General features: G+C 71.5%; 24 protein-coding genes and 1 tRNA gene. 7 read left to right on the top strand and 18 right to left on the bottom strand.

The window, feature by feature from the left end; genetic code table 11:
- Positions 1–10: 10 nt before the first annotated feature.
- From ACWEN0_RS11350 to ACWEN0_RS11305, 10 genes are all read right to left on the bottom strand, one after another.
- Entirely contained in the window at positions 11–1,138 is a 1,128-nt protein-coding gene (locus tag ACWEN0_RS11350) for a sensor histidine kinase (protein ID WP_451971795.1), read from the bottom strand.
- 22 nt (positions 1,139–1,160) lie between these two features.
- On the bottom strand, positions 1,161–2,423 hold the full coding sequence (locus tag ACWEN0_RS11345; protein ID WP_451971792.1) for a GAF domain-containing protein: 1,263 nt from the start codon (positions 2,421–2,423) through the stop codon (positions 1,161–1,163).
- A 75-nt stretch (positions 2,424–2,498) separates the two neighbouring features.
- Positions 2,499–3,569 (bottom strand): acetoin dehydrogenase dihydrolipoyllysine-residue acetyltransferase subunit, encoded by a 1,071-nt coding sequence (locus tag ACWEN0_RS11340; protein WP_451971789.1) that lies wholly within the window; start codon positions 3,567–3,569, stop codon positions 2,499–2,501.
- Positions 3,566–4,579 (bottom strand): alpha-ketoacid dehydrogenase subunit beta, encoded by a 1,014-nt coding sequence (locus ACWEN0_RS11335; RefSeq protein WP_451971786.1) that lies wholly within the window; start codon positions 4,577–4,579, stop codon positions 3,566–3,568. Before ACWEN0_RS11335 ends, ACWEN0_RS11340 begins: the two co-directional genes overlap by 4 nt.
- Before the next feature lie 14 nt (positions 4,580–4,593).
- Positions 4,594–5,550, bottom strand: coding sequence for a thiamine pyrophosphate-dependent dehydrogenase E1 component subunit alpha (locus tag ACWEN0_RS11330; protein ID WP_451971783.1), 957 nt, complete (start codon positions 5,548–5,550; stop codon positions 4,594–4,596).
- Positions 5,547–6,581 (bottom strand): ATP-NAD kinase family protein, encoded by a 1,035-nt coding sequence (locus ACWEN0_RS11325; protein ID WP_451971781.1) that lies wholly within the window; start codon positions 6,579–6,581, stop codon positions 5,547–5,549. Before ACWEN0_RS11325 ends, ACWEN0_RS11330 begins: the two co-directional genes overlap by 4 nt.
- Positions 6,582–6,751: 170 nt before the next feature.
- Positions 6,752–6,976 carry a heavy-metal-associated domain-containing protein gene (locus ACWEN0_RS11320; protein ID WP_451971778.1) on the bottom strand — a complete coding sequence of 75 codons (225 nt, stop codon included), beginning with the start codon at positions 6,974–6,976 and terminating at the stop codon, positions 6,752–6,754.
- A gap of 64 nt (positions 6,977–7,040) precedes the next feature.
- Positions 7,041–7,244 (bottom strand): cold-shock protein, encoded by a 204-nt coding sequence (locus ACWEN0_RS11315; RefSeq protein ID WP_004563013.1) that lies wholly within the window; start codon positions 7,242–7,244, stop codon positions 7,041–7,043.
- A gap of 209 nt (positions 7,245–7,453) precedes the next feature.
- Positions 7,454–7,627 (bottom strand): hypothetical protein, encoded by a 174-nt coding sequence (locus tag ACWEN0_RS11310; RefSeq protein ID WP_451971776.1) that lies wholly within the window; start codon positions 7,625–7,627, stop codon positions 7,454–7,456.
- 213 nt (positions 7,628–7,840) lie between these two features.
- Entirely contained in the window at positions 7,841–9,499 is a 1,659-nt protein-coding gene (locus tag ACWEN0_RS11305) for a thiamine pyrophosphate-binding protein (RefSeq protein ID WP_451972025.1), read from the bottom strand.
- Positions 9,500–9,613: 114 nt separating this feature from the next.
- Here ACWEN0_RS11305 and ACWEN0_RS11300 point away from each other — a divergent pair, with 114 nt between their 5' ends.
- Positions 9,614–10,915, top strand: a complete 1,302-nt coding sequence (locus ACWEN0_RS11300) for a hydroxyacid-oxoacid transhydrogenase (protein ID WP_451971773.1) — start codon at positions 9,614–9,616, stop codon at positions 10,913–10,915.
- Positions 10,912–11,322: an acyl-CoA thioesterase gene (locus tag ACWEN0_RS11295; RefSeq protein ID WP_451971770.1), complete on the top strand. Its 411-nt coding sequence runs from the start codon at positions 10,912–10,914 to the stop codon at positions 11,320–11,322. The genes ACWEN0_RS11300 and ACWEN0_RS11295 overlap by 4 nt, the downstream gene beginning before the upstream one ends.
- Positions 11,323–11,556: 234 nt before the next feature.
- Here the strand turns inward: ACWEN0_RS11295 and ACWEN0_RS11290 are convergent, their stop codons facing one another.
- The 4 genes from ACWEN0_RS11290 to lanKC all read right to left on the bottom strand — a co-directional run bounded on the left by ACWEN0_RS11290 (position 11,557) and on the right by lanKC (position 17,874).
- Complete coding sequence (locus ACWEN0_RS11290) at positions 11,557–13,362, bottom strand: ATP-binding cassette domain-containing protein (RefSeq protein ID WP_451971767.1); 1,806 nt, start codon at positions 13,360–13,362, stop codon at positions 11,557–11,559.
- Positions 13,359–15,041, bottom strand: a complete 1,683-nt coding sequence (locus ACWEN0_RS11285; protein ID WP_451971764.1) for an ABC transporter ATP-binding protein — start codon at positions 15,039–15,041, stop codon at positions 13,359–13,361. Before ACWEN0_RS11285 ends, ACWEN0_RS11290 begins: the two co-directional genes overlap by 4 nt.
- 103 nt (positions 15,042–15,144) lie before the next feature.
- On the bottom strand, positions 15,145–15,279 hold the full coding sequence (locus ACWEN0_RS11280; RefSeq protein WP_451971761.1) for a SapB/AmfS family lanthipeptide: 135 nt from the start codon (positions 15,277–15,279) through the stop codon (positions 15,145–15,147).
- Between the two features lie 33 nt (positions 15,280–15,312).
- Positions 15,313–17,874, bottom strand: coding sequence for a class III lanthionine synthetase LanKC (gene lanKC / locus ACWEN0_RS11275; protein ID WP_451971759.1), 2,562 nt, complete (start codon positions 17,872–17,874; stop codon positions 15,313–15,315).
- A 447-nt stretch (positions 17,875–18,321) separates the two neighbouring features.
- Between lanKC and ACWEN0_RS11270 the strand changes: the two genes are divergently transcribed.
- Both ACWEN0_RS11270 and ACWEN0_RS11265 read left to right on the top strand, forming a co-directional pair.
- Complete coding sequence (locus ACWEN0_RS11270; protein ID WP_451971756.1) at positions 18,322–18,687, top strand: hypothetical protein; 366 nt, start codon at positions 18,322–18,324, stop codon at positions 18,685–18,687.
- A 22-nt stretch (positions 18,688–18,709) separates the two neighbouring features.
- A complete protein-coding gene (locus ACWEN0_RS11265; protein WP_451972022.1) occupies positions 18,710–19,081 on the top strand; it encodes a hypothetical protein in 372 nt (123 codons plus the stop codon).
- On the opposite strand, the gene ACWEN0_RS11260 is transcribed toward ACWEN0_RS11265, so the two are convergent.
- A complete protein-coding gene (locus ACWEN0_RS11260; RefSeq protein ID WP_451971753.1) occupies positions 19,071–20,972 on the bottom strand; it encodes an ArnT family glycosyltransferase in 1,902 nt (633 codons plus the stop codon). The two genes, ACWEN0_RS11265 and ACWEN0_RS11260, sit on opposite strands and share 11 nt — an antisense overlap.
- 254 nt (positions 20,973–21,226) lie before the next feature.
- Here ACWEN0_RS11260 and ACWEN0_RS11255 point away from each other — a divergent pair, with 254 nt between their 5' ends.
- The gene (locus ACWEN0_RS11255) at positions 21,227–21,943 is read left to right on the top strand and encodes a S1 family peptidase (protein ID WP_451971750.1); all 717 of its coding nucleotides are present in this window, start codon (positions 21,227–21,229) and stop codon (positions 21,941–21,943) included.
- A 44-nt stretch (positions 21,944–21,987) separates the two neighbouring features.
- Here ACWEN0_RS11255 and ACWEN0_RS11250 read toward each other — a convergent pair whose 3' ends face one another.
- From ACWEN0_RS11250 to ACWEN0_RS11240, 3 genes are all read right to left on the bottom strand, one after another.
- The gene (locus tag ACWEN0_RS11250) at positions 21,988–23,292 is read right to left on the bottom strand and encodes an alginate lyase family protein (protein ID WP_451971747.1); all 1,305 of its coding nucleotides are present in this window, start codon (positions 23,290–23,292) and stop codon (positions 21,988–21,990) included.
- An 88-nt stretch (positions 23,293–23,380) separates the two neighbouring features.
- On the bottom strand, positions 23,381–23,881 hold the full coding sequence (locus tag ACWEN0_RS11245) for a SixA phosphatase family protein (RefSeq protein ID WP_451971744.1): 501 nt from the start codon (positions 23,879–23,881) through the stop codon (positions 23,381–23,383).
- Between the two features lie 38 nt (positions 23,882–23,919).
- Positions 23,920–23,995, bottom strand: a tRNA-Lys gene (locus tag ACWEN0_RS11240).
- A gap of 113 nt (positions 23,996–24,108) precedes the next feature.
- On the opposite strand from ACWEN0_RS11240, the gene ACWEN0_RS11235 reads away from it, so the two are divergent.
- A complete protein-coding gene (locus ACWEN0_RS11235) occupies positions 24,109–24,645 on the top strand; it encodes an AAA family ATPase (RefSeq protein WP_451971741.1) in 537 nt (178 codons plus the stop codon).
- A gap of 77 nt (positions 24,646–24,722) precedes the next feature.
- Positions 24,723–25,265: a DinB family protein gene (locus tag ACWEN0_RS11230; RefSeq protein WP_451971738.1), complete on the top strand. Its 543-nt coding sequence runs from the start codon at positions 24,723–24,725 to the stop codon at positions 25,263–25,265.
- Positions 25,266–25,268 lie beyond the last annotated feature (3 nt).

Raw genomic sequence — 25,268 nt, 5'->3', positions numbered from 1 at the left:
TGCGGCGTGCTCAGTCCCGCACCTCCGCGAGGACGCGCCACTGACCGTCCACCGGACCGGCGTCCAGGGTGCCATCGGCGAGGGCAAGCCGCTCTCGCATGCCCGCCAGACCGAAACCTTCACCTGTCCGAGTGAATTCGGTGAGCGCGTTCCGGACCTCGAGCCGAACACTCCCGGACACGTAGCTCAGCCGCATCCGGACGTCTTCGCCGGGAGCGTGCTTGCCCGCGTTCGTCAAGGCCTCGCGCGCGACGCTCACCAGCGCGACGACGGCCGCGGAGGGCAACGGCCGCGCGTCGCCCTCAGCGGCGAAGTCGACGGAGACGCCGTGGTTTCCGGCGTGTTCTGCGGCCACGGCGGCGAGCGCGCCGGCCAGCGGCGGGACGTCCCGCCGGAGCGCGGCGACGGCGTTGCGCGCCTCGGCGAGCCCGTCCGCGGCGAGCCGTCGCGACCGCCGGACCGACCGCAGCGCACCGTCCACATCGGACTTCTCGGCGAGCAGCGCTTCGGCGAGTTCGAGCTGGACCCCCAGTGCGCCCAGCGAATGCGCGAGGACGTCGTGGATCTCGCGCGCGATGCGGGTGCGTTCGTCGAGCGCGGCGGCGCGCGCGTGTTCGGCCTGCGCGAGCCGGGTCTGGTCGAGCAGCGCCCCGGCCTGCGACGCCTGGACCTCGTACTGGCGGCGGTTGAGCCCGATCAGCACGAGCAGCAGCATCACGCCGGCGTCGGCGAGCGCGTCGCCGGAGGACTGCCCGGCGATGAGGTGGGCGGTCACCGCGAGCGCGATGTCGAGCACGCCGGCCCCGACGATCGCGCCGACGCTGACGGCGGTGAGCGCCGCGAGCCGGCCCAGCGCGATGACGGCCAGCAGGATCGCCGACGAGTCCGCGGCCTCGCCGACGAGCGTCGCCGGCAAGGCGCTGGCCACGGCGAGCAGGGCGGCCGCCGTCTTCGGCCTTCGCGGCGCGAGCACGACGAACCCGAGCCAGCAGGCGCTCGCGACGCCGTAGGCGGTCCAGATCCGCGGGTCCGGCTCGCGGGCGGTCAGCAGCGTCCCCGCGACGAACAGGGTGCCGAGCACCTGCACCACGAGCCAGCTCGGCGCGATCGTGTCGGGCAGCAGGGGACGGTTCGGCACGTTCCCATCTTCCCTGGTCAGGTCAGCCGCGGATGGCCGGGGCGAGCGAGTGCGGCAGCACCGCTTCGGGACTCGGCGGCCGCCGGACCAGCACCTCGACGTCGTCGGCGAAGCGGTACGGCTTCGCGCCGAGGATGCCGCCGAAGTGGCGGCGCAGCCGGGACATCTCGGCGCGGACGGTGACCGTGCGGCCCGCGTCGCCGAACAGGTCGGACGACAGCTCCGACGCCGACCGGCCGCCGCGGTGGCTGGCCAGCACGTACAGCATTTCGGCGTGCCGCGGGCTGAGCCGGTGCGTCCACGTCCCGGCCGCGCCGGCCACGGTCAGCTCGGGTTCGCGCGGCGACCGGACGTCGAGGACGACCCGGGTCGGCGGCGCGGGGTCGCTCTCGGCGACGCGGATCAGCCAGCCGCCGGGCACCGGCTCGACCGCGCAGCTGCCGTACGCCGGCAGCCACACCCCGCCGGGGGTCAAGCCGGTGGGCAGCGAGATCCGGTCGACCGGCGCGAGGCCGCCGGCCGCGGCGACCCAGCCGTGGTCGTCGACCACGACGGCCCGGCCACCGGCCTTCGCCAGCACCGGGACGGCGAAGCGCCGCAGCCGTTCCAGCTCGGTGAGGTGGGTCGTGCGCAGCTGGGCCTCGGCGAGCTGCGTCACGGCGTCGACCAGCGCCAACGTCGTCGCGTGGACGGTCGAGGCCGCACCCGAGAGATCGACGACGCCGAGCAGCTTGCCGTCGCGCGGGTCGTGCAGCGGCGCGGCGGCGCACGTCCAGGAGTGGTGCGACCGGACGAAGTGCTCGGCGGCGTACATCTGGACCGGGCGGCGCGCGACGAGCGCCGTGCCGATCGCGTTGGTGCCGACGGCTTCCTCCTGCCAGTCGACACCTTCGACGAAGCCGAGCCCGTCCGCGCGGCGGCGGACCGCGGCGCTGCCGTCGCGCCACAGCACCTTCCCGCCGGCGTCGACGATCACCATGATGTGCGCGGCCTGCTCGGCGAGGCTGGTCAGGGCGCCGCGCAACGTCGGCAGCGCTTCGGCCAGCCCGCTCGTGCGGCGGCGCGTTTCCAGTTCCTCGGCGGTCAGGACGGGCGCGGCCGCGCGGGTGTCGGGATCCATGCCGAGGCGGCGCATCCGCTGCCAGGACGCGTCGATCACCGGCCGCGGCCGGCTGGGCGGCGTCTTCCCGGTCAGGGCCGCTTCGTGCACCTGTGCGAGGACACGGGCGTGCCGCCGGGGGTCCGCCCCGGCCGGCAACGCTGCCTCGAGGTCTCGCTGACCCAAACCGCCGCTCCCTGTGCTCCCTTCTCAGTCTGCCTTTTCGGTCGGCCGATCGGAAGGTGGCGGCCGTCTCGCCGGTCAGCCCGTGATCGCGGCGATCACGGCGCCCGGGGACTCCAGGTGCACCATGTGCCCGGCGTTGTCGACCAGGGTCGCGTTGCCTCGCGGCGGCAGGACGGCGTCCTCGCGCCCCCAGACGACCGTCACCGGTATGTCCACTTCGGACAGCAGCGGAACTGCGTCGATGGCTTGCGCGTCCCCGTCGAGGAGTGTGTCCAGGAGCGTCGTGAGGACCTTGTCGACGCCGTCGAGGCGCTTGTACCTGAGCAGGTCGTCGGCCAGCCGGCGGGTGACGAGGTCCGGGTTCGCGAACAGAGCTCCCAGGTGCGGTTTCAGCTCGCGCCGGGACGTCGCCGACGCGAATCCGCGCAGGTAGCCGGCGTTGATCTCGCGGCCGAAGCCGGCCGGGGCGACGAGCGTGAGCCCGCTGACCCGGCCCGGCGCCTTCGCGGCCGCCGCCGTGACGACCGCGCCGCCCAGCGAGTGCCCGGCCAGGTGCGCGCGTTCGATGCCCAGCGCGTCGAGGAAGCCGAGGACGGCGTCAGCGAGGGTGTCGAGCGAGCCGTCGCCGACGTCCTTGGTCGATTCGCCGTGTCCGGGCAGGTCGAGCGCGTGCACGAGCATCGTCTCGCTCAGCGGCTCCTGGATGAACAGCCAGGAGTTCTTGTCGCCGCCGTAGCCGTGGACGAGCACGACGACGTCGCCCTCGGTGCCGAGCGTCGCGTAGCTGAGCGTCCGGCCGCCGACCTCCACGCTGCTGATGACCGGCCCCGCCGGCGCCGCGACGGCACCCGCGTCGATCTCCTCGCGGGCCTGTCTCGCGGCTTCGTCGAGTTCGGCGTCTCCGGTGGCCGCGTCGGCGAGCAGCGCGATCGTGCCGCCGACCGGCACCTCCTCCCCGACCGCGGCGACGACCCGCCGCAGCACGCCGTCACCCGGGGATTCGAGGGTGCCGTTGATCTTGTCGGTGTCGATGTCGGCGAGGTCGTCGCCCGCCGCGACCTCGTCACCCTCGGCCGCGATCCAGTCGGAGATCCGGCCGCGCTCCATCGAGAGGCCCCACTTGGGCATCGTGACCTTGCGGATCATCGCCGGTACTCCACGACCGCCTTCGCCGCGTTGACGACCTTCTGGGCGTCGGGGATGTAGAGGTCCTCGAGCGCGTCGGAGAACGGGACGGGCGTGTGCGGCGGCGTGACCATCTCGATCGGCGCCCGCAGCGAGCCGAACGCCTCCTTCGCGACGAGCGCCGAGATGTCCGTGGCGAGGTTGCAACGCGGCGAGGCCTCGTCGACGACGACCAGGCGTCCGGTGTTTTCGACGCTTTCGATGATCGTCTCGGTGTCGAGCGGGCTCGTCGTGCGGGGGTCGATGATCTCGGCTTCGATGCCGTTGTCCGCCAGCTCTTTCGCCGCTTCTTCGGCGATGGCGACCATGCGTCCGATGGCGACGATCGTGACGTCGTCCCCGTCGCGGACGACGTTGGCCTCGCCGAACGGGATCGTGTAGCTGTCCTCCGGCACCTCGCCGCTGGTGTCGTAAAGAGCCTTGTGCTCGCAGAAGATCACCGGGTCGTCGTCCCGGATCGACTGGATGAGCAGGCCTTTCGCCTCGTACGGGTTCGACGGCACGACGACCTTCAGGCCCGGGATGTGCGTGAAGATCGGGTACAGGCACTGCGAATGCTGCGCCGCGGCGCGCAGCCCGGCGCCGTACATCGTGCGGATGACGACCGGCGTCCGCGCGTTGCCGCCGAACATGTACCGGAACTTGGCCGCCTGGTTGAAGATCTGGTCGAAGCAGACGCCCATGAAGTCGATGAACATGAGTTCCGCGACCGGCCGCTGCCCGCGCGTCGCGGCCCCGATCGCCGCGCCGACGAACGCCGATTCGGAGATCGGCGTGTCGAGCACCCGGCCCGGGAACTTGTGGAAGAGACCTTTCGTGACGCCGAGGACACCGCCCCAGGCGTCGTCCTCGCCGGGGCTGCCGGCGCCGCCCGCGTTGTCCTCGCCCATGACGATGACCGTCTCGTCGCGTTCCATCTCCTGCGCGAGCGCCTCGTTGATCGCCTCGCGGTAGCTGATCGTCCTGGCCATGACGTGCGCTCCCTTCAGTACGAGACGTAGACGTCGGTTTCGAGGTCTTCCTTCCGGGGTTTCGGCGCGGCCTTCGCTTCGGAGACCGCGTCTTCGATGAGCTTCGCGACTTCGGCGTCGATGTCGTCGAGGACCTGGCCGGGCAGTTCGCCGCTCTCGGTGACGCGTTCGCGGAAGCGCTTGAGGCAGTCGAGGTTCTCGCGGGCGTCGGCGACTTCGCCGGCCCGGTAGGTCTGCTGGTCGCCCTCGAAGTGCCCGAAGTAGCGGGTGAACTTGACCTCGATGAGCGTCGGGCCGCCGCCGTCGCGGGCGCGTCCGATGGCTTCGCCCGCGGCTTCGTGGACGGCGAAGAAGTCGAACCCGTCGACGATCACGCCGGGCATGCCGAACCCGGCGGCGCGGTCGGCGATGTTGTCGGAGGCGACGGACCAGGTGCTCGACGTGGCTTCGGCGTAGCCGTTGTTCTCCGCGACGAAGACGGCGGGGAGGTCCCAGACCGACGCGAGGTTCAGCGCTTCCAGGGTCGTCCCCTGGTTGCTGGCGCCGTCGCCGAAGAACGCGACGCCGACGCCGCCGGTGTTCTGCTGCTTGGCGGCGAGGGCGGTGCCGCAGATGAGGGGCGGGCCGCCCCCGACGATGCCGTTGGCACCGAGCATGCCCTTGGCGAGGTCGGCGATGTGCATCGAGCCACCCTTGCCGTGACAGGATCCTGTCCTGCGGCCGTAGATCTCGGCCATCATCCCTTTGACGTCGACGCCTTTGGCGATGCAGTGGCCGTGGCCGCGGTGGGTGCTGGCGATGGCGTCGCGGTCGTCGAGGTGGAGGCAAACGCCGGTGGCGGAGGCCTCCTCACCGGCGTAGAGGTGCACGAACCCGGGGATTTCGCCCGTCGCGAACTCCGCGTGCACCCGCTCTTCGAAGGCCCGGATGGTGCGCATCACGCGATACGCCTCCCGCAGGGTGTCCGTCATCTTCGACGCTCCTTCCCTTGATCGGTTTCCGTGCGCAACAGCCCTTTTCTCGCCGCCTCCGCCATCGCCGCCCGGACGTCGACGACCCACGGCCCGTCCGGTTTGAGCTCGACGAAGGCGCTTTCGCCGTTCTTCAGTTCGAGTTCGCGCTCACCGTCGAGCGCGATGACCCCGCCGGCCGCGGCCAGCTCGACCCGCACACCGGGCTGCAGGACGCCCCACCCGCGCACGCCGACCGGCCGGACCAGGCCGGGCGCGATCGGCGCGTGCACGACGTACGGCGTCTCCCCGACGGGCCCGAGCTGCAGCGCGACGCCGTCCGGGCTCGACCGCGGGCTCGGGCAGAGCTGGCCGGGAACGCTGGACAGGCCGATGCCGTCCGGCTCGGCGAAGGTGCAGTACAGCTCGGTGAGGGACGCCGGGTCCCAGACGGCCCGGGCGCCGATGTGCTTGCTCAGCGACACGCAGACGTCGACGAGCGCGATCTCCCGGCGTGCTTTGGTGACGACCTCGAGCACGCTGACCCGGTGCGTCACGAGGTCGGGGTCGACCTGGCCGGTGGCGATCAATCCGGCCGCCAGCCCGGCGACGGTCGCCTCCCGCATCTGCGGGAAGGCGTTGTTGGTGCCGGTGGAGAGGGCGAGGATCGGAACGTCTTCGCAGGCCGCGGCGGCGACGCGCGCCGTGCCGTCGCCGCCGAGCACGACGATGACCCCGGCCCCGGCCTCGACCATCCGCCGGACGACGTTGGTCGTGTCGGCAGCGGTCCCGGTGATCGGGTCGTCGGCGCAGAAGTCGACCTTCGGCCAGGTCCCGCCCCGCCCGAGGGCTCGCAGCACCGCGGCGGAGATCCCGCCGAGGTCGGTCGAGACGAGCGCCCGGTCCAGCCCCGTCACGGCGAAGGCGGCGAGGAGCCGCTGGACCATGTTCGCCTTCTCCGCGGTGGGGAACACCGAAGCCTGCGCGACCAGCCGGCGGATGTCCCGCCCCGAAGCCGGATTCGCGACGATCCCCGCCACCGTTTCGCCCACCTGACCTCCTGACACGTCACCGGTGAACAGGAGACCCCGAACGGGGCGAAAGGGGAAGGGTTGCAGGGCGTTGCAGTATTCAAGATGCGGCGAAGGCCTGGTCGGCCGGGTCCGGGGACCCTACTGAGCCGTAAGTCACACCGGCGTCCGATCGCCAGTGGACGATCTTGTCACGAAACCAGGCTGGCCGTGCCCTCGTAGGTGAAGCCGGCCTCCTCGACGGCGGCGCGGACGTCGCTCTCCGCCAGCGCCGCTTCGGCGCGGACGACCACCCGCTTCGCCGAGACGTCGACGTCCACTTCGGTCACTCCCGGCAGCGCCGTGAGCTCTTCGGTGACCGACTGGGCGCAGTGCCCGCAGCTCATCCCGGAGACGGTGTACCCGTGCTCGATCATGGTGCGCAGCATACGAAAAAGGCCGTCACCCCGAACGGGTGACGGCCTTTTCCCAAGATCAAAGTCAGATCACGGTGACCGACGTGGCCTGCGGACCCTTCTGGCCCTGGCCGATCTCGAACTCGACGCGAGCGTTCTCCTCGAGGGTACGGAAGCCGTTACCCTGGATCTCGCTGTAGTGAACGAAGACGTCGCCGCCACCGTTGTCGGGGGTGATGAAGCCGAACCCCTTCTCGGAGTTGAACCACTTCACAGTGCCCTGAGTCATCAAAAATCTCCATGTGTAACACCAAAAAAACAGGAAGCCACTTCGGCGTCCCGGGTCAACACCCGGACGGTTTGCTTCCTCGGCGAGGAGACACTACGCCCGCTGAATTCTGCGAGCGTGACTCAACACGAACACAAAAATCGAGACCAAGTGCAGTAAAGCACACCTCGAGGAGGGCGGACAACCCGTCTTCACCCGGGCGAGGTGAGCTATTCGCCACTCGCCGGGCGCAGCCCGTCCGCGCCGAACGGCGAACGCCAGGTCGTGTCGTGCTCCCCGGCCACCACGGCGTCGTCGTGGGCCTCCGAACTGGCGCTGAACAGCACCGGTACGACGCCGGAGGACTTCCGCGCTGGTTCGGGTGCGTGCTGGTGATCGGTCACGTCGAAACTCCCCTCGTTCCCTGCCCGCTTCCCTGCTGGGCATGACCGCGATGGTGCCATGCGGCACCGACAGAAACCGGTTGTCGCCGGCCGGGACCCGGCCGGGAACGTTCAGCGGCGAACCACCACCGGAACACCGTCAGATTACCCGAGCCGTCGCCGCGCTACCACACGACTTTCCCGGCGTTTCCGCACCGATATCGGGAAAAACCCTTACTGGGCGGGAGGTTGCGGTCGGACCTGGCCGAGCAGGGCCGAAAGCCGCACGTCCGGCGTCACGACGTCCGGGTCCGTGCGCACGTCGATGACGCACGGCCGCTGCCGCACCAGCGCACTGGCGATGATCGGCTCGAGCTCTTCGCGATCGTCCACCGTGTACCCTGCCGCGCCCAGGCCACGCGCCCACGAAGCGAAGTCGGTCAGCGGGATGGACACCCCGGACAGCCGTCCGTGCGTGCGTGCCTGGTGCATGGCGAGCGCACCGTGCACGCCGTTTTGGAAGACGACGACCATCACGGGCGCCCGGTACCGGACGGCCGTCTCGATTTCCTGCCCGGTCATCAGCGTCCCGGCGTCGCCGACCATGGCCACGACGGTCCGCCGCGGTTCGGCCAGCTTCGCCGCCACCGCGGCCGGCACGGCGTACCCCGTCGCGGCGTTGCTCGGGCCGAGCTGGCTGCGCGGCGCCGTGAAGCACCAGTACCGGTGCATGAACTGCGCGAAGTTGCCCGCGTCGCTGGTCACGATGGTGTCCTCGGGCGCCAGCTTCCGCAGCGCGCGGACGACGTCGACCGGGTGCACCCGCGTGTTACCGCTGGTGTCGGGCGGGGTCATGAAGGTGTGGACGGCCGCGTTGGCCGCCGACGCCCGCCGCGCCCGCGGCGACGCCACCTCGCGCAGCTCCCGCAGGAACGGCTCGACCTCCGAGTCGACCCGGAAGGTGAGCCCGCGCCGCTTCGGGCTGACGTCGATGCCGGTCCCGACCATGACCAGCGTCTGCTGGGGCGTCGGGTAGCGGTAGGCCTGGGTGGTCACCTCGTCGAGCTGGGTGCCCAGCGCGAGGACGAGGTCGGCCCGTTCGAGCGCGTCCAGCTGCCTGGCCGGGATGCCGAGCCCGAGGTGACCGGCGTAGCGCGCGTGGTTCTCCGGGAAGGCGTCCTGCCGCCGGAAGGCGTTGTAGACGGGCAGCGCGAGCTCGTCGGCCACGGCGATCAGCTCGTCGCGCGCCGACCGCGCCCGCCCGCCGACGATGACCACCGGGTACTTCGCCTCGTCCACCAGCTGCGCGACGGCGTCCGCCGAACGGCCCAGCGTGCCGGACGCCGGCGGCCGCACCCGCGCCATCGGCTTGGCCGCGTCGTAGGGCATGCCCCAGATGTCGCAGGGCACGCCGAGCACGACCGGCCCCGGCCGTCCTTCCTGCGACGTGGTCAGCGCGTGCGCGAGCAACCCGGGCAGCCCGTCCGGGTCGGTCACCCGCAATGTCGACTTGGCGATCGACTCGAACATCGCCGTCAGGTCCGAGGTCGGCAGTTCCCCGGACGAAGACGACATCGGCTCGGTCGCCGGCGTCTCCAGCAGCACGACCATCGGAGTCTCGTCCTGGTAGGCCGTTTGGACGCCGATCGCCAGGCTCGCCGCGCTCGGGCCCCGGCTGGCGAGCAGCACGGCGGGCCGCTCGGTGAGCTTGCCCTCCGCCTCCGCCATGAACGCCGCGCCCGCGTCGTGGCGCGCCGAGACCAGCGTGATCTCCCGCTCGCGCTGCAGAGCGTCGAGCAGTTCCAGGAAGGACTCGCCGACCACCGCGTAGACACGGCGGACACGCGCCTCGGTCAGGATCCGCACGGCCGTCTGGGCGACGGTCGCTCCCAGTTGGTATCTAATGAGGAGAGCTTAGGCGGGCACCGTTCAGTGCAGTCAAGTGATCTTCGCCGAAACCCGGTAAGGATGGACTGAATGTCCGCTTTGACCGACTGTTAGCCGATCATGGGAGCGAGGACCGCAGTCTTGGCCGCGACCGAACATGAAACCGTTTTTACTTATGGCGCACCGGCGTTGAAGTACGGCACCGGCGCCGCCGACGAGATCGGCTACGACCTCAGCCAGTACGGCGTCCACCGCGTCCTGGTCGTGACGGACCCGCAGGTCGCCGCGACCGGCTGGCCGCGCCGCATCGCCGACGGCATCGCGGGCCACGGCATCGAGACCGAGATCTTCGACGGCGTCCACGTCGAGCCCACCGACGTCAGCATGCAGAAGGCGGTCGACTTCGCCCGCGGCACCGGCCCGTACGACGCGTTCGTCGCCGTCGGCGGCGGGTCCAGCATCGACACCGCCAAGGCCGCGAACCTGCTCACCAGCAACGACGGCGAGCTGATGGACTACGTCAACGCGCCGGTCGGCGGCGGCCGCGCACCCGACCGCCCGCTGAAGCCGCTGGTCGCGGTCCCCACCACCACCGGCACCGGTTCGGAGAGCACCACGGTCTGCGTCCTCGACGTGCTGTCCCTGCGCGTCAAGAGCGGGATCAGCCACCTGCGGCTGCGCCCGACCCTCGCCGTCGTCGACCCGCGGCTCACCGTCAGCCAGCCGGCCGGGGTGACCGCCGCGAGCGGCATGGACATCCTCTGCCACGCCGCGGAGAGCTACACCGCCAAGCCGTACACCGACTTCGAGCGCAAGCGCCCGGAGCAGCGCGTGCCGTACTGCGGCTCGAACCCGCTGGCCGACATGTTCGCCGAGCAGTCCCTTCGCCTGCTGTCGTGGGCCCTCCCCGCCGCGGTCCGCGACGGCGACGACCTCAAGGCCCGCGAAGCCATGGCCCTCGCCGCGACGTTCGCCGGGCTCGGGTTCGGCAACGCCGGGGTCCACATCCCGCACGCGAACGCGTACCCGATCGCCGGGCAGGTCAGGGATTTCCACCCGGAGGGGTATCCGGGCGAAGAACCCCTGGTGCCGCACGGCATGGCCGTGTCGCTCACGGCGCCCGCCGCGTTCCGCTTCACCTTCGACGCGGCGCCGGACCGCCACCTGCGCGTCGCACGCCTGCTGGCGCCCGACTTCGAGTGGCCCGGCGACTTCGCCGACCACCTGCCCGCGGTGCTGATCGACCTGATGCGGCAGATCGGCATCCCGGACGGCATCGGTGCCGTCGGCTACGCGGAGTCCGATGTGGACTCGCTCGTCGAGGGAACCCTGAAGCAGCAGCGGTTGCTGGCCACTGCACCCCGCGAGCCGTCGGAGGACGACCTCGCGGCCATCCTGCGCGAGTCGGTGTCCCCGCGATGAACGGGTACCCGCACTGGCAGACGGTTCCGTTGCGCTGGAAGGACAACGACGTCTACGGGCACGTCAACAACGTGGTGCACTACTCGCTGATGGACACGGTGATCAACACGTGGCTGATCGAGCAGGGCGGTCTCGACATCGAGGCCGGGGAGGTGATCGGGCTGTGCGTCGAGTCGCACTGCGGGTACCACGCATCGGTTTCCTTTCCTGGTTCGCTGAAGGTCGGCTTGCGGGTGGCACACCTCGGGAACTCCAGCGTGCGCTACGAAATCGGGATGTACGCCGCCGACGAGTCCCTGGTCGCGGAAGGGCACTTCGTGCACGTCTTCGTGGACCGCGAGTCCCGCCGGCCGGTACCGCTCTCCGGCAAGCTGCGTGAAGCACTGGAAGCACTGCGACCCGGATGACGCCGACCGCCGGCGGTTCACCTCCTCTCTGACGGTGCCGGTTCCGGGCCGGGAACTTCCCGTGCTTCCGATCATGCACGACCGCACCGACGATTCCGGCCGAACCGCCCGAGTTGTCCACAGGGGCCGCGCGGATCGGCGAGTTGTCCACAGATTCGCGGACGGGGCTTCCGCGCGCCGTCGGCGGCGATAATCTGGAACAGCGGTCGAGCTCGGTCCACAGTGGACACGCAGTCAGCTCGCCCGCGTGGTCCGGGAAATCCGGTGCCGGCGCACCACTTCGGCGCCGACCGCCACCGCCGCGCCCGCGGGCGACGGAACTTCGGTGGCTGCTTCCCCAGTCACCGGCGCCCAGGCCTGCATCAGCTCGGCGTACCGGGCGGACCGGGCGAGCAGCTCGGCGTGGCTGCCGAGCACGGTCTCGCGGCCGTCCATGACCAGCACCCGGTGTGCGCGCAGGGCGGAGGACAACCGGTGCGCGATCACCACGAGAACACCGTCCCGTGCGGCGAAGGCCCGCTCTGCACGGGCTTCCGACGGCGGGTCCAGATGGGAGGTGGCTTCATCGAGGATCACCACACGCGCTGAAGTCGCGTACACCCGCGCGAGGGCCAGCTGCTGCGCTTCACCCGCGGAAACGCCTTCGCCACCGTGGCCGATCGTGCCGTCCAGCCCGCCGAGCCGGCGGAGGAGGTCGTCGGCGCCGATGGCCGTCACCGCGGCCAGCAGCACGGCGTCGGACGCGCCGGGAGCGAACAGGGCGAGGTTGTCCCGCACGGTGCCGGCGAAGACGTAGGCCTCCTGGGGGATCAGTGCCACCAGCTCGTGCCGGAGCGCCGGGGGCACGTCCCGCACCGGCACCCCGCCGAGCAGCACGCGGCCTTCCTGGGGGGTCAGCATGCCGGTCACCAGCCCGGCCAATGTCGACTTGCCGATCCCGCTCGGGCCGACCACGGCCAGGTGGTCACCCGGCCGGAGGTCGAGGTCCAGGTCGCGCAGGACGGGCTCGGCCGCGGCGCCCCAGCCGAAGGTCAGGCCGCGGAGCCGGACGTCCGCACCGCGTGGCCGGGCGGCACCGTCCTGGGCCGCCGGGACCCGGGCGGTCTCGGACAGGCGGCGCAGCGCCACGAGGAGGCGGAGGACGACCGTGCTGGCGGTGGCGGCCAGGCCGCGCAGTGCGGGCTGCATCGTGGTGGCGAGGTAGACCAGCGCGCCCAGCGCCGCGCCGGCGGTGAGCTCGCCGCGCGCGACCAGGCCGGGGGCCAGCACCAGGGCCAGCAGCAGCGGCACGAACGCGCCGATCGAGATCACCAGCGACCGGAGCGCGCCCGAACGCGCCACCCGGACGGCAGCGCGGGCCTGGGCGTCGACGGCCTCGTACACAGCCAGCGTCGCGATCGGCTCGCCACCGCACGCGACGACGTCGCGCAGGCCGGACAGCGACGCGCCCGCGGTCGCCGCCATGTGCTCTTCGGCGATGGCCGCCGCGCGCTGGCGGCGAGCCAGTGACGGCAGCAGGCACGCGAACGCGGTCACCGCGACGACGACCGGGATGGCGACCGGCACGACCAGCCCGCCGGCCACGGTCACCAGGCCGGCGAGCGCGCCGATCGTCGTCACGAGCATGCCGCGGGCCTGGACGAGCAGGCCGCCGGTGGCGTCGCGGACGACCTCGACGTGCTGGGTGATGCGGGCGACGCCGCTGGCGTCCGGCTGGTTGCGGGGTGGCGACTCGTCGTGGAGCACACCGCGGACCACGGCGGTCACCAGCTCGTCGCGCAGCGGCTCGACGACCTGGCCGAGCTGGTGCCACACCAGGCGCGAGCCCAGCGCGCCGAGCAGCGCGGCGAGGCCGAACAGGCCGAGCCAGACCAGCCCGGCCGCGGGGCTCCCGGCCGCGAACCCGCGGTCGACGGCCAGCTCGACCAGGCGTCCCGAGAAGAACGCGGGCACGCCTTCGAGCGCCGAGCACAACAGCAGGACGAGGCCGCCGCGCCACTGGCCGGCGAGCGTCGCCCAGTACAGCCGTCGCAGGGTCACGGGCCGCCTGCCGTGACGCTGTCCTCGGTGAAGACGGCGCGGTAGGCCGGCTCGCGCCACAGGGCCTCGTGGGGAGCCGTCGCGCGGATCCGGCCGTCCTCGAGCCAGACGACGAGGTCGGCGCGGGCGGCCGTGCTCGCGCGGTGGGTGACCACGATCCTGGTGCGGCCGGGCAGCGCGGTCGCCATGGCCTGCTCGACCGCCGCCTCGGTGATCGTGTCGAGGCTGGCTGTCGCGTCGTCGAAGATGAGCACGCGCGGGTTGTGCACGATCGCGCGGGCGAGCCCGAGGCGTTGCGCTTCGCCGCCGGACAGCGGGGTTTCGGCCAGCGGCGTGTGGTAGCCGTGGGGCAGGCGGACGACGACGTCGTCGACCTGCGCGGTCCGGCAGGCGGCGCGCACGGCGGAATCGCCCGCCCACGAGCCGTAGCCGACGGCGTCCGCGACCGTCGCGCCCAGCAGCGCCGGGCGTTCGAACGCGTACCCGACCACGGCGCGCAGCTCCTCCGGGCGCAGCCGGTCGAGCGGGCGGCCGTCGAGCAGGACGCTGCCCTCGTCCGGCGTCGTCAGCCCGCCGAGGACACCGGCCAGCGCGGACTTCCCCGCCCCGGACCGGCCGACGACGGCGGCGAACGTGCCGCCCGCCACCGTCAGGTCGATGTTGTCCAGCGCGCCGGCCACGCGGGCGTGCCGGACGACGAGGGTGCCGTCGCCCGGCAGGAGCCCGAGTTTGCCCGGCTCGGGCACCTGCAGGTCGAGGACCTCGGTCAGCCGCTCGGCACACGACCGCGCCTTCGAAACCGCGGTGAGCAGCGGGATCTGGGAGACGAGCCGCATGCCGAGGGCGACGTAGCCGAGCGCGGCGAGGACGTCGCCGATGCTGAGCCGGCCCGCCTGCACGCCGAACCCGGCGGCCACCAGCACAGCGAGCTCGACGGCCGGGAACAGCAGCGCGGCGCGCCAGACCATCCGGGCCTGGGTGCGCCACATGCCGCGGCCGGCCCGGTTGAGCCGGGGCAGCGGCCGCAGCACCCGGGTGGCTTCGCGGTCCGCGATGCCCGACGCCGCGATCGTGCGGAGGCCGGCGACCGCGTCGACCATGCGTGCCGCCAGCTCGCCCGAGACCCGCTGGTAGGTGAGGACGTCGTCGGCGGTGCGGCGCAGGTGAGCCCGGGCGATGAGCAGCGCGAACGGGACGCTGACGAGGAAGACGACCGCGAGCCGCCAGTCGAGGCGCGCGAGCAGGGCGATCGCGCCGGTGGAGATCAGGGCGATCGCGACGAGCTGGACCACGAGCGTGCCGATGGCGCCGGCGCCGGTGCAGTCGCCGCTGAGGCGGCTGATCGCGTCTCCTTCGGCGAGGGGCGACCGCGCGCCCAGCGCGAAGAGCCGGCCGGCGAGCTCACGCCGCAGCCAGGCCGTGGCGGAGCTGATCAACCGGACGGTGAGCAGGCTGCCCGCGATGTCGGCCGCGATCTCGGCCGCGCCGACGGCGAGGAGCCAGAGGACGGCGGGCAGGGCCGGGCGGCCGGAGACAGCCGCGTCGACGGCGGCGGCGAGCGCGCCGGGCAGCAGCAGGGCCGCCCCGGTGGCGACGAGCGCGGTCACGCCCAGCGCACAGAGACGGCCTCGGTCCAGCCGGAGCGTCGCGACGAGCAGCCGGTCCGCGGACGCCGTCATCTCACTCCTTCGAACGAGTTCCCGCACGAGGTGCGGGAGCGCAGAATGAAGGTGCGGGAGCGGCGCACTTGGCCTGTGCCGCTCCCGCACCTTCCTCACCCGATCACGGGCAGGCGACCACGCTGAGGGTGCTGTTGTGGCAGTTGGCCAGCAGGCTCAGGTTCGACTGGCCACCGCCGCCGCCACCCTCGTGACCGTCGAGGGCCTCGAGCGACTGCAACTCCAGAACGAGTTCCATGATCTTCCCTTCTCTGTTTCTCTTACGCCCCGGTCAGCGACCGGAGATCTGGGGGGACGGCGTTCCGTCGAGGAAGGGCAGCAACGCCCTGCCGTCCAGTACCGCAGCGAGGCCGAGCAGGATGCCCGCGCCGCCGGTGGTGACGTCCATCGACAACCGCAGGAGCAGGTTGCCGGGGAACGCGAGACCGTCCTTGTACGGCACGGCGTGCCAGGCCAGCCGGGCCAGGTGCATGTCGACCGCCGCGCGGACGGCCTCGTCCGGGTCCGGGTCCATGGCCAGCGCCGCCAGCAGGCCGGTCCGGCCGAAGAGCAGGCCCGGGAAGACGACGAACTCGCCACGGCAGGCTTCGCGCAGGCCCGGACGGCTCTTCAGCGACTCGGCCTCCGGACGGTGCCGGGCGAGCTGCTCGGCGACCATCAGGATCCCGGCGCTGCCGACGCCCGCGTAGGGCAACGTCCGGCTTTCGCCGTCGCGGACCTGCAGTGATCCGTCGTCGGTGGTGACGCACTCTTCGAGATCGCGCTGCAGCGCCTGGTCGGCCAGGGAGAGCCACAGCTGCTCGTGGGTCTGCTCGTACAGGCGGACGAACAGCAGCGCGGGCCCGGACCAGCCGTTGAGCAGCCCGGCGCGGCCGGCCTTCCCGGGCGGTGTGGCGGTGTCCAGCGCTTCCGCCAGGCGGACCGCCGTGGCGAGCGCCTGGCGGCCGTACTCGTTGTCGTGCCGCCGCGCCGCGAAGTGCAGCTGGGTCAGCGCAATGCCCGAGAGGCCGCCTTCGAGCGCGTGGTCGGTGGTCTGCGTGACCAGCTGCGCCGACGAGGCCAGCAGCCGGGTCGCGGCGTCGTGGTGGCCGAAGTTCTCCAGCACGTAGGCGATGCCGTGCGTGCCGTCGAAGAAGCCGGGCCGCGGCGGCGGCTCGCGGCGGACCGAGTCGAGCAGCCACCGCTCGTACTCGGGGAACCGCCCCGCGCCGGCCACGTCCAGTGCGTGCAGGACGCCCGCCGCGCCGTTGCCGAAGCACGCGCCGCCCAGCCGGAACTGCTCGATGTCGCCGGGGAACAGCCGGTCGGTCCGGTGCGGGGTCGCCGACGCCAGGATCGCGGCGGCGACCTGCTTGCGGACGAGGGCCCAGTCCGGCCGCGGGGTGTCCAGCTCGGTGGTGGTGATCGCCGGACTCGCCGGCTCCGAGCGCGGAGCGAGTCCGGCGACGATCGCGTCGGCGTACCCCTCGGGGACGTCGAACGTGCGCTGCACGAAGTCCGCGTAGCCGCGCAGCTTCGCCGGCGACAGCTCGAGCAGCGTCGTGAGCGGCAGGAAGAACCACAGCCGGAACGCGGCGAGCGCGTAGTCGTCGACCTCGGTGCCCGACCGGTCGGGCGGCGCCCGGAAGCCCGGCGCGCCGAGCGCGGGCCGGTCGCCGCCGTCGGCGTCCGCCGCCAGCTCGAAGTCGATCAGCGAGAGCTCGTCGGTCTCCGGGTCGATCAGGACGTTCTGCGGGTGCAGGTCACCGAAGACGAGCCCGCGCTCGTGCACCGCGGCGAGGATCCGCTCGAGCTTGCCGAGCAGGCCGAGAGCGCGCTCGGTGTAGGCGGTCAGGTCGCCGTCGGTGCGGTTGCGCCGGGTCAGCGGGTAGTTCAGCGCGAGCCAGCCGCCCAGCGGGGTGCCCGGCATGTGCTCCATGGCCAGGTAGTGGTGCTCCCAGACGGTGAACCGCTCGAACGTCCGCGGCACGCCGGGGATGCCGTCCAGGCGCTCCAGGACCTCGTGTTCGCGGCGCAGGCGCTCGACGGCGTCGGTGCGCGTCCGGTCGAGACCGGCGTGCGGCCGGGCCTCCTTGAGGACGACCTCCTCGCCGTCGCTCTTGCGGGTCGCCAGGTAGACGCCGCCGCCGTTGGAGAAGTGCAGGGAACTCGTCACCCGGTAGGGGAACTGCGCCGGGTCCCCGGCCTTTCGCGCGGCGATGCTGGCGGTCAGGCACGCCGGGACCCGCACCCAGTCGGGCACCGAGAACCGGGGCTCCCGATTATCGGGTACGAGCGTTCCGTCCGGTTTGCTGATCGCCAGGACGCGTGAGCCGCCGTGCTCCACCCATCGCTCTGCGAAGCCGCCGTAACGGACATACAATGGCCCGCTTCCGTATCGCAGGTCGCTCAGGATATAAGCGCCGTGCTCGCCTTCGAGCCGGGCCGCCAGATCTTCGAGAACACGCTCCAGCTCGTCGTCGTCAGCCGGGTAAATGGTGATGAGCTTGGCGCTGCCGTCACGGGGAGCGTATTTCGAATTCCGGGCGAGCAGGATCATCAGCGAGCGGAGGTGCTTGTAGGCGATCCGGTGCTCGATACAGTACTCGTGCACCTGCACGAGCACGCGCCGTGCGTTGTCCAGACCAGCGGAAACGTGGATTTTCCAACCCTGGCCGGGAAGTTCGCGCCCCTCGGGGCGCAGGGCCCGCCACACGCCGCGGTCGGTCGCGACCCAGCCGGCGGACGGCGCCGGCAGCACCTGGGCGAAATCGTCGGACGGCGCGCCGATTTCCTGTTGTTCGTCGAAGAACAACGGGTCGGCGAAGCAAAATGCTTCGTAGCGCAGGTCCATCGAAGATACTCCTCCGTGCGATCCCCCGGGCGTCGCGGCTCCGGGACGAGGAATATTCCCCCATGCCGGGCGGCCTCGCGCCTATCCGCCAACCCGGGGGTTCAACTGGGCTATCCGAGGTAGGCAAAAAGGTCACTTACCAGTCGGTACACGAACCCAGCGTGATTCTTGGCCAACGGCCAACCACTCTGTCGGGGTGTAACACGAAGCTTTTTACGACATTCCCGCAGGTCCACACAAGGGTAGCCCAGAATAAACCACCGAATTGGCACAATGCCATCAACACCATCTGGTGATCAATTTTCCCGGTGCCCGCACACCTCGTTGCCCGATCCTGTCCACTGTGGAGCGATCCGGTGGCCCACGCCACGCCCGCGGCACCTCGGCGAACGGACCCGCCGGTACTACGGAGTAAGTTGGCGGCCGGCGGACCGGAAGGAGGAATGGGTGATCTTCGGATTCGCCGTGGCGGTCGCCGTGGCGGCCACGCTCGTCGCGCTCTGGAGCTTCGTCCAGTCGGCCCGCAACCGGCTGCCGGACAACCCGCTCCTGATCGGGCTCGCGGTCGTCGAGGCCCTGCTGGTCGTCCAGCTGGTGATCGGCATCGTGCTGCTCGCCGGCGGCGAACGGCCCGGCAGCCTGGCGACGTACCTGGCCTACCTGATCGGCTGCCTGCTCGTGCTGCCCGCCGGCGCGGTCTGGGCGCTGGCCGAGCGGAGCCGGTCGAGCACGGTGGTGCTCGGCATCGCCTGCCTGGCCATCCCGGTGATGGTGCTGCGACTGAACGAGGTGTGGAGTGGAGCAACAGCGTAAGACGGCTTCCGGCCCCGGACGGGTGCTCGTGGCCGTGTACGCGATCTTCGCGCTGGCCGCGACGTCGCGGGCCGGCGTCCAGATCGGCACGAAGTTCCACGAGGCACCGCTGGCCTACCTGCTGTCGGCGTTCGCCGCGGTCGTCTACATCGTCGCGACGATCGCCCTGGCCAAGCGCGGCGACGGCTGGTGGCGCGTCGCTCTCACGGCCTGCTCGATCGAGCTCCTGGGCGTCCTGACGATCGGCACGCTCAGCCTCGTGGACGCGGCGGCGTTCCGGCACCCGACCGTCTGGTCGGTCTACGGCGAGGGCTACCTGTTCATCCCGCTGGTCCTGCCGGTGATCGGCCTGTACTGGCTGCGCAGGACCGCCCCCACCGAAGTCACCGCCTGACGCCGCAATCGAACAACACCCCGGCCGTGGCCGCGTCCGCGCCGATCCGCGCCGGCGGCACCGGACGGCAGTGCTTCGCCTCCCAGCCGATCCGCCGCGTGAGCTCACCGGCGTCCCCCGCGACCGCCGCTGTGGTCCGGTTCGCCCCGGCGCGGCCGATGTCGAGGAACACCTGCGGCAGCAGCACGAACCGGAGTTTCCCGGCTGCCACCCACTGCGGCAGCTCCCCGGCGGACGGCGCCGGGTCGAAGCCGAGGTAACCACCGAGCGGCGCGACGCGCGCGTCGGTGTTCAGCAGGAACGGGTCCGCGCCGTACGTGCCCCCCTCGACCGCCAGGACGACCGAAGCGGACGGGGCCTGCGCCTCGGCGTACGCGAGCACCTCCCGCTGGCCGGTGCTGAGCCGGTACGCGTCGTCGATGAACCGGACGTACCCCGCCTCGGCGCCCTGCCCGGTGTTGATACCGACCACGGTGTGCAACGCCGTCGTCGACGGCGGGCCGGCGGCGGGATCGGCGGACTCGAGCACGCTGACCGGCCGGACCGCCGTCTCGACGACGAAGGCCGCGGGACCGGCCACGACGGCCGCCAAGCCGACCAACGCAGCCACCCGCGAAGCCCGCAGAAGCGCCGCGACGACAGCGAGCAGCGCCAACGCGAGCACGGAGTACCGCAGCCAAGGCGCCCATTCCGGCGTCCGGTCGAGCAGGACGTACGCGAGCACCGCGGTTCCCGCCACCGCGACCGGCAACACGAACCGCGCCGCTCCCCCGGCCCGGTGCCACCGCCAAGCCGTGACGAGGCCGGCCGCCGAGAGCGCGGCGATCGCCGGAGCGAGTTCGGCGGTGTAGTACGCGTGGAAGATGCCGCCGGTGAACGAGAAGACCACGGCCCCCACGACCAGCCAGCCACCCCACAACGCCCATCCCGCCTTCACGCGCGGCTCGGCACCCCGAGCGCGGCACACGGCGACGACCAAGGACGTCAAAGCGAGCGGCACCAGCCACGCGATCTGCCCGCCGACCTCGGCGTCGAACAACCGCAACGGACCCGCTCCGCCGCCGAGCGCCGCGCCGACCGTGGCGCCGTAGCCGCCGCCGATCCCGGTCGTCCCGCCGACCAACCGCGTCAGGCCGTTGTAGCCGAAGGCCAGCTGCCACACCGAAGCGTCCGTGGTGCTGCCGACGAACGGCTTGGTCCCCGGCCACACCGTGACGACGACCGGCCAGGCCAGCGACACGACGAGCGTCACGACTCCGGCCAGGCCGATCCACCCGAGCCGCCGGCCGCGTGAGCCGGGCGCCCCGGCGAAGTAGGCCAGCGCCAAGCCGGGCAGCACGATCCACGCGGCGAGCATCTTGGTGAGGAAGCCCAGACCGACGAAGACCCCCGCCCACAGCAGCCATCGCGCGTTCTCGATCGCGCGGGTCACGCAGTAGGCGGCGAGGAGCAGCAGAAGCACCAGGAGCGTGTCCGGCACGTTGTCGCGGTTGATCGCCGCGGTGATCGGCGTCAGCGCGAACAGGGCCGCGGCGAGCAGCGCGGTCGCCGGGCCGGCCCATCGGCGCACCACCCGGTGCAGCACGAACACGGCCGCCACACCCTCGATGACCTGCACCAACGCGATCGCCCACGGGTGGAAGCCGAACACCGCGACGCCGAGCGCCTGCGTCCAGAACGCGAGCGGCGGCTTGTCGACCGTGACGACGCCCGCCGGGTCGAAGCCCGCGAAGAAGAACGCCGAGACGTCGTGGGACATCGAGTGCACCGCGGCCGCGTAGTACGGCTGCAGCGGACGGCTCCCGAGCGCCCACCCCCACAGGACCGCCGCGACAGCCAGGATCACCCCCACCGCGATCCGCTCGGTCCGCACTTCGTTCGTCGCCGCCATGTCTCCCCCTCCGGTCCCGTCGGGAACGCTAGGGCGGCGCGACGCCGGAGTCCTCAAGCCGCGGTTTGAACCTCCCTCCACCCGTGGGTGGAGCGCGGAACTGTACGGGAACTGCACGTAGCCCGATCGCGGAAATAAATACGGAACCGACCGGACTTTCGTCGGTTTCGGACATTCCCCGGCAACTCGGACACTCTTCTCGTTCGGTCCCCACCGGCTTTCCCGTGCGGTTCTCCGCACGCAAAGGAGTGAGCGTGAAATTCGGCAAGTTCGTCCTGCTGGCCGCGTCCACCGCGCTGGCCGTCGTCGGTCTCGGCGGTCCCGCTTCGGCGGCCGGCACCCCGCAGGCCCAGCCGTCGATCATCGGCGGCAGCACCGCCTCGAGCGGTCCCTGGGCGGCCCGGCTGTTCGTGAACGGCCAGCAGAACTGCACCGCGACGATCATCGCGCCGCAGTACATCCTCACCGCGAAGCACTGCGTCAGCAGCTCCGGGACGTACACGTTCCGGATCGGCAGCCTCGACCAGTCCAGCGGCGGGACGATGGCCACCGGCTCGACCATCACGCGCTACCCCGGCAGCGCCGACCTGGCGATCGTCCGGCTCACGACCTCGGTGAACGCGACGTATTCGCCGCTCGGCAACGTCGGTGACGTCTCGGTCGGCCAGAACGTCTCGGTCTACGGCTGGGGCGCGACCAGCCAGTGCGGCTCCGAGATCAACTGCCAGTCGCGGTACCTGAAGGTCGCGACGGTGCGGGTGAACTCGATCGGTTGCAGCGACTACACCGGCGGCGTCGCGGTGTGCGCGAACCGCGTCGACGGCATCACCGCGGGCGGCGACTCGGGCGGCCCGATGTTCGCTTCCGGCCGCCAGGTCGGCGTCGCGTCGACGAGCGACCGGTCGAACAACACGGCGTACACGAACATCACGCGTTATCGCAGCTGGATTTCCCAGGTGGCCGGCGTCTGATTCCCGGAATGGGCCCGGCCGTTCCCGGCCGGGCCCATTCCGCGTCAGGACGTCGAAATGTCGTCGAGCTGTTCCGCGGCGGGCCGGACCGGGTAGAGGTCGCCGCCCGGCTGGACGGGCACCAGCGGCAACGCCGTCCGCGCGGCTTTGTCACCCGCGTCGGCGGCCGCGTGCAGCACGTCCAGTGCGGCGTACGGCCGGAAGTCCAGCTCCGGGTAGGACCACTGCCCCTGCGTCGCGCCCGGGATCAGGAAGTCGACGGCCGTGAAGAGCGTCGCGCCGCTGGGTGCGGTGTAGTGCCACAGGTCGACGCCGACGTGCTTGCCGATCTGCGCGAGCCGCGTCAGCGCGACGAGGTTGAAGTTGGAGTAGTGCCAGCTGCGGGTCCGGCTCGCTTCCTGCGGCTGGTAGCCGGTGGCGTCGATCTGTGGCGCGATCCGCTTCGGGCCGGCGTCCTGGACGATCGTCCTGGCCAGGTCACGCTGCCCGGTGCCGAGCGCCAGCCCGGCGGCCAGCATGTCGTAGAAGCTGCCGTGGTTGTTCTGGGCCTTGGCCTCGTCGGTGCCGTTCTTGCTGGTGCGCAGCCAATCCAGGAACTGCGTGTACCAGCCGGTCATGCCGGCCTGGTCGGTCTCGGTCCAGCCCGGGGCGCCGGTGGCGAGGATCGCGGTGGCGTCGACGACTTCGGTGAGGGTGTAGGAGAACTCGATGATGCCGATGCCGCGGCCGTCCACCTTGCAGGGGATGCCCTGGGCGTAGTTCAGGTTCGGGTTCATCTTCGTGGCGGCGTCGAGGAACCACGTCCGCAGGTCGAGGGCCGCGCGCTGGGCGTACCGCGCGTCACCCGTGTAGTACCAGGCGAGCGCGAGCCGGTAGATCGCGGTGAAGGCCTCGCCGCGGTAGGCGTGGTCGGTGATCTCGTCGACGATCGGGTTGCGCTGGCCGTCCTTCTGCACGAACGGACAGCCCCAGGGGTTCTCGGCGGTCGGCGCGGTGGTCGGCCACCAGTAGGGCGCGAGGCTGAGGTAGTCGTGCTTGTCACCGCTCGGCGGGACCTGCTTCTTGGCGGTGACGCTCCACGGCCCGGCCGTGAGGTCGGTCCTGGCTTGCGTCAACAGGTTGCCGAGGGCGGTCTTGGCGGTGCGTTCCCCGACGAGCGCGGCGAACTTCGTGCGCAACAACCGGCCGCCGTCGAGAACGGCGGTCTGCGGCGCGCAGATGGCCCCGATGACCGGGACGCTGCAGCCGTGCGCCGCCGGCGCGGCTTCCGCGGGTGCGGCCTCCGCCGGTGCGGCGAAGGAGGTGGCCACGAGGGCAAGCACGGCCACGACGGTGTGGCGGAGAACCATGTCGGCTCCATTCACAAATATGAACGTCAGACCTGTGAGTGAATGGAGCGTACGCATGTGAACACGCCTTGGGCAATGCCCGTTCGGTTCAGTCGCGAGGCCGGAAGAACCCGACGAGCCGCGCCGTGACGAGGTCGGCGCAGGTGTCGTCGGTGGCCAGCACGGCCGCCGCGCCGGTCGGGAACTTGGCCTGGACCAGCCGCGTGTCGTCCCCGTAGCCGGCGAGCTGCAGGGTCAGCTCACCGACCCCGGGCTCGTGCCCGACGAGGGCAAGCGTGGTGACGGCGTCCGGAATCCGCCTGACGGCGTCGAGGAACTCTTCAGGACCGGCACCATAGAGATCATCTGCGTACTCGACGACCGGCTGCCCCGGCAGTTCCGCGGCAACGAGCGCCCAGGTGTCCTTGGTGCGACGGGCGGTGGAGCAGAGGACGCGCTCGGGGACGTAACCGTTGTCGCCGAGCCAACGTCCAAGCTTGGGCGCGTCCCGCAACCCCCGCGGCCCAAGCGGCCGTTGGTGATCGGGAACCCCGTCCGGCCAGGCCGATTTCGCGTGCCGGAGGATGACGAGCCGCCGGGTCGCGTCCATGTACACCGCCTGTCGCCTCGCTGCAGCAAGCCGAGGAATGGTGGGCCGCCTGGGGCTCGAACCCAGAACCTACGGATTAAAAGTCCGCAGCTCTACCAATTGAGCTAACGGCCCGCGCCCCAAGTTTAGCCAGGGGGGCGTCGCCCGCCTGCACACCGGGGGTCCGGGTGAGGTCGGGGGCAAGGTCAAGACTGGTTCTCGGGGCCGGTGCCGCCCATGATGCGTGCATGGCCGGCTCACTGCTGATCCTCACCGGGCCGCCCGGTGCCGGGAAGTCCACCGTCGCGCGGCTGGTCGCCGAGGGTGCGCCGCGGCCGGCCGTGCACCTGCACACCGACAGCTTCTACGTCTCGATCCGGACCGGGTTCGTGGCGCCTTACCTGCCCGAGGCCGCGCGGCAGAACGACGTCGTGCTCGGGGTGATCGCCGAGGCCGCGTGCGGCTATGCCCGCGGTGGCTACGACGTCGTCATCGACGGTGTTGTCGGGCCGTGGGCGCTGCCGCCGTTCCGTCACGCCGCGAAGCGCGATGGCCTGGACCTCTTCTACGTCGTCCTGCGCCCCAGTCTTGAGGTCACGCTCGCCCGTGGGACCGCTGGCGAAGCCCCCGAACTCACCGACGTCGAGCCGCTCACCGGGATGCACGGCGCGTTCACCGGATTGGGTGAGCTCGAGCGGAACGTCCTCGACACCACTGAGCAGAGTATCGAGGAAACCGCTTGTGCCGTAAGGGATCGAGGTCGCACCGAGGCCTTCGCTCTCTGACGCTCCTCTGTGGAGGCCGGCTGGCGCCGGAACTGCACGGACCCAAAACTGTCGTACCCTCGTGGCACGCTCCGCACATGACCGAACACAGCACCCCGGTGGCCGTCCCGGCCCGCCTCACCGGCGACCGGACTGACCCGACGCAAGTGGCCGACGAGCGCCAAGCGCTCACCGAGAGCCTCGACTACTACCGACGCACCTTCGAGCTGAAATGCGAAGGTCTGGACCCGGCGCGCCTGTCCGAGCGCTCGGTACCACCTTCGACACTGACCCTGCACGGCCTCCTGCGGCACCTCACGGGCGTCGAGCGCTGGTGGTTCCGGATCCAGTTCGCGGGCGAGGACGTGCCTCACCTCTACTACTCCGACGACGATCCGAACCAGGACTTCACGGCCCTGGACGACGACGTCGGCGAGGCGTTTTCCCTGTGGCACGCCGAATGTGCGCGGTCCCGGGAGATCGTCGCGGCGAGTTCGCTGGAGCAGACGGGAACGCGCATCAGCACCGGAACGCCGTTCACGTTGCGCTGGCTGATGCTGCGCATGATCGGCGAGTACGCGCGCCACATCGGCCAGGCCGACCTGATCCGCGAACGGATCGACGGCGCCACCGGCGAATGACGG

The sequence above is a fragment of the Amycolatopsis sp. NPDC004378 genome, from assembly GCF_053602455.1.
This window is presented reverse-complemented; position numbering and strand designations above follow the sequence as displayed.

Coding starts and splice junctions, on each gene's coding strand:
- ACWEN0_RS11300 (WP_451971773.1), top strand. CDS start 9,614: ATGGGAGCGAGGACCGCAGTCTTGGCCGCGACCGAACATGAAACCGTT.
- ACWEN0_RS11330 (WP_451971783.1), bottom strand. CDS start 5,550: ATGACGGACACCCTGCGGGAGGCGTATCGCGTGATGCGCACCATCCGG.
- ACWEN0_RS11340 (WP_451971789.1), bottom strand. CDS start 3,569: ATGATCCGCAAGGTCACGATGCCCAAGTGGGGCCTCTCGATGGAGCGC.
- ACWEN0_RS11295 (WP_451971770.1), top strand. CDS start 10,912: ATGAACGGGTACCCGCACTGGCAGACGGTTCCGTTGCGCTGGAAGGAC.
- ACWEN0_RS11320 (WP_451971778.1), bottom strand. CDS start 6,976: ATGATCGAGCACGGGTACACCGTCTCCGGGATGAGCTGCGGGCACTGC.
- lanKC (WP_451971759.1), bottom strand. CDS start 17,874: ATGGACCTGCGCTACGAAGCATTTTGCTTCGCCGACCCGTTGTTCTTC.
- ACWEN0_RS11335 (WP_451971786.1), bottom strand. CDS start 4,579: ATGGCCAGGACGATCAGCTACCGCGAGGCGATCAACGAGGCGCTCGCG.
- ACWEN0_RS11280 (WP_451971761.1), bottom strand. CDS start 15,279: ATGGAACTCGTTCTGGAGTTGCAGTCGCTCGAGGCCCTCGACGGTCAC.
- ACWEN0_RS11245 (WP_451971744.1), bottom strand. CDS start 23,881: ATGGACGCGACCCGGCGGCTCGTCATCCTCCGGCACGCGAAATCGGCC.
- ACWEN0_RS11315 (WP_004563013.1), bottom strand. CDS start 7,244: ATGACTCAGGGCACTGTGAAGTGGTTCAACTCCGAGAAGGGGTTCGGC.
- ACWEN0_RS11230 (WP_451971738.1), top strand. CDS start 24,723: ATGACCGAACACAGCACCCCGGTGGCCGTCCCGGCCCGCCTCACCGGC.
- ACWEN0_RS11260 (WP_451971753.1), bottom strand. CDS start 20,972: ATGGCGGCGACGAACGAAGTGCGGACCGAGCGGATCGCGGTGGGGGTG.
- ACWEN0_RS11235 (WP_451971741.1), top strand. CDS start 24,109: ATGGCCGGCTCACTGCTGATCCTCACCGGGCCGCCCGGTGCCGGGAAG.
- ACWEN0_RS11250 (WP_451971747.1), bottom strand. CDS start 23,292: ATGGTTCTCCGCCACACCGTCGTGGCCGTGCTTGCCCTCGTGGCCACC.
- ACWEN0_RS11285 (WP_451971764.1), bottom strand. CDS start 15,041: ATGACGGCGTCCGCGGACCGGCTGCTCGTCGCGACGCTCCGGCTGGAC.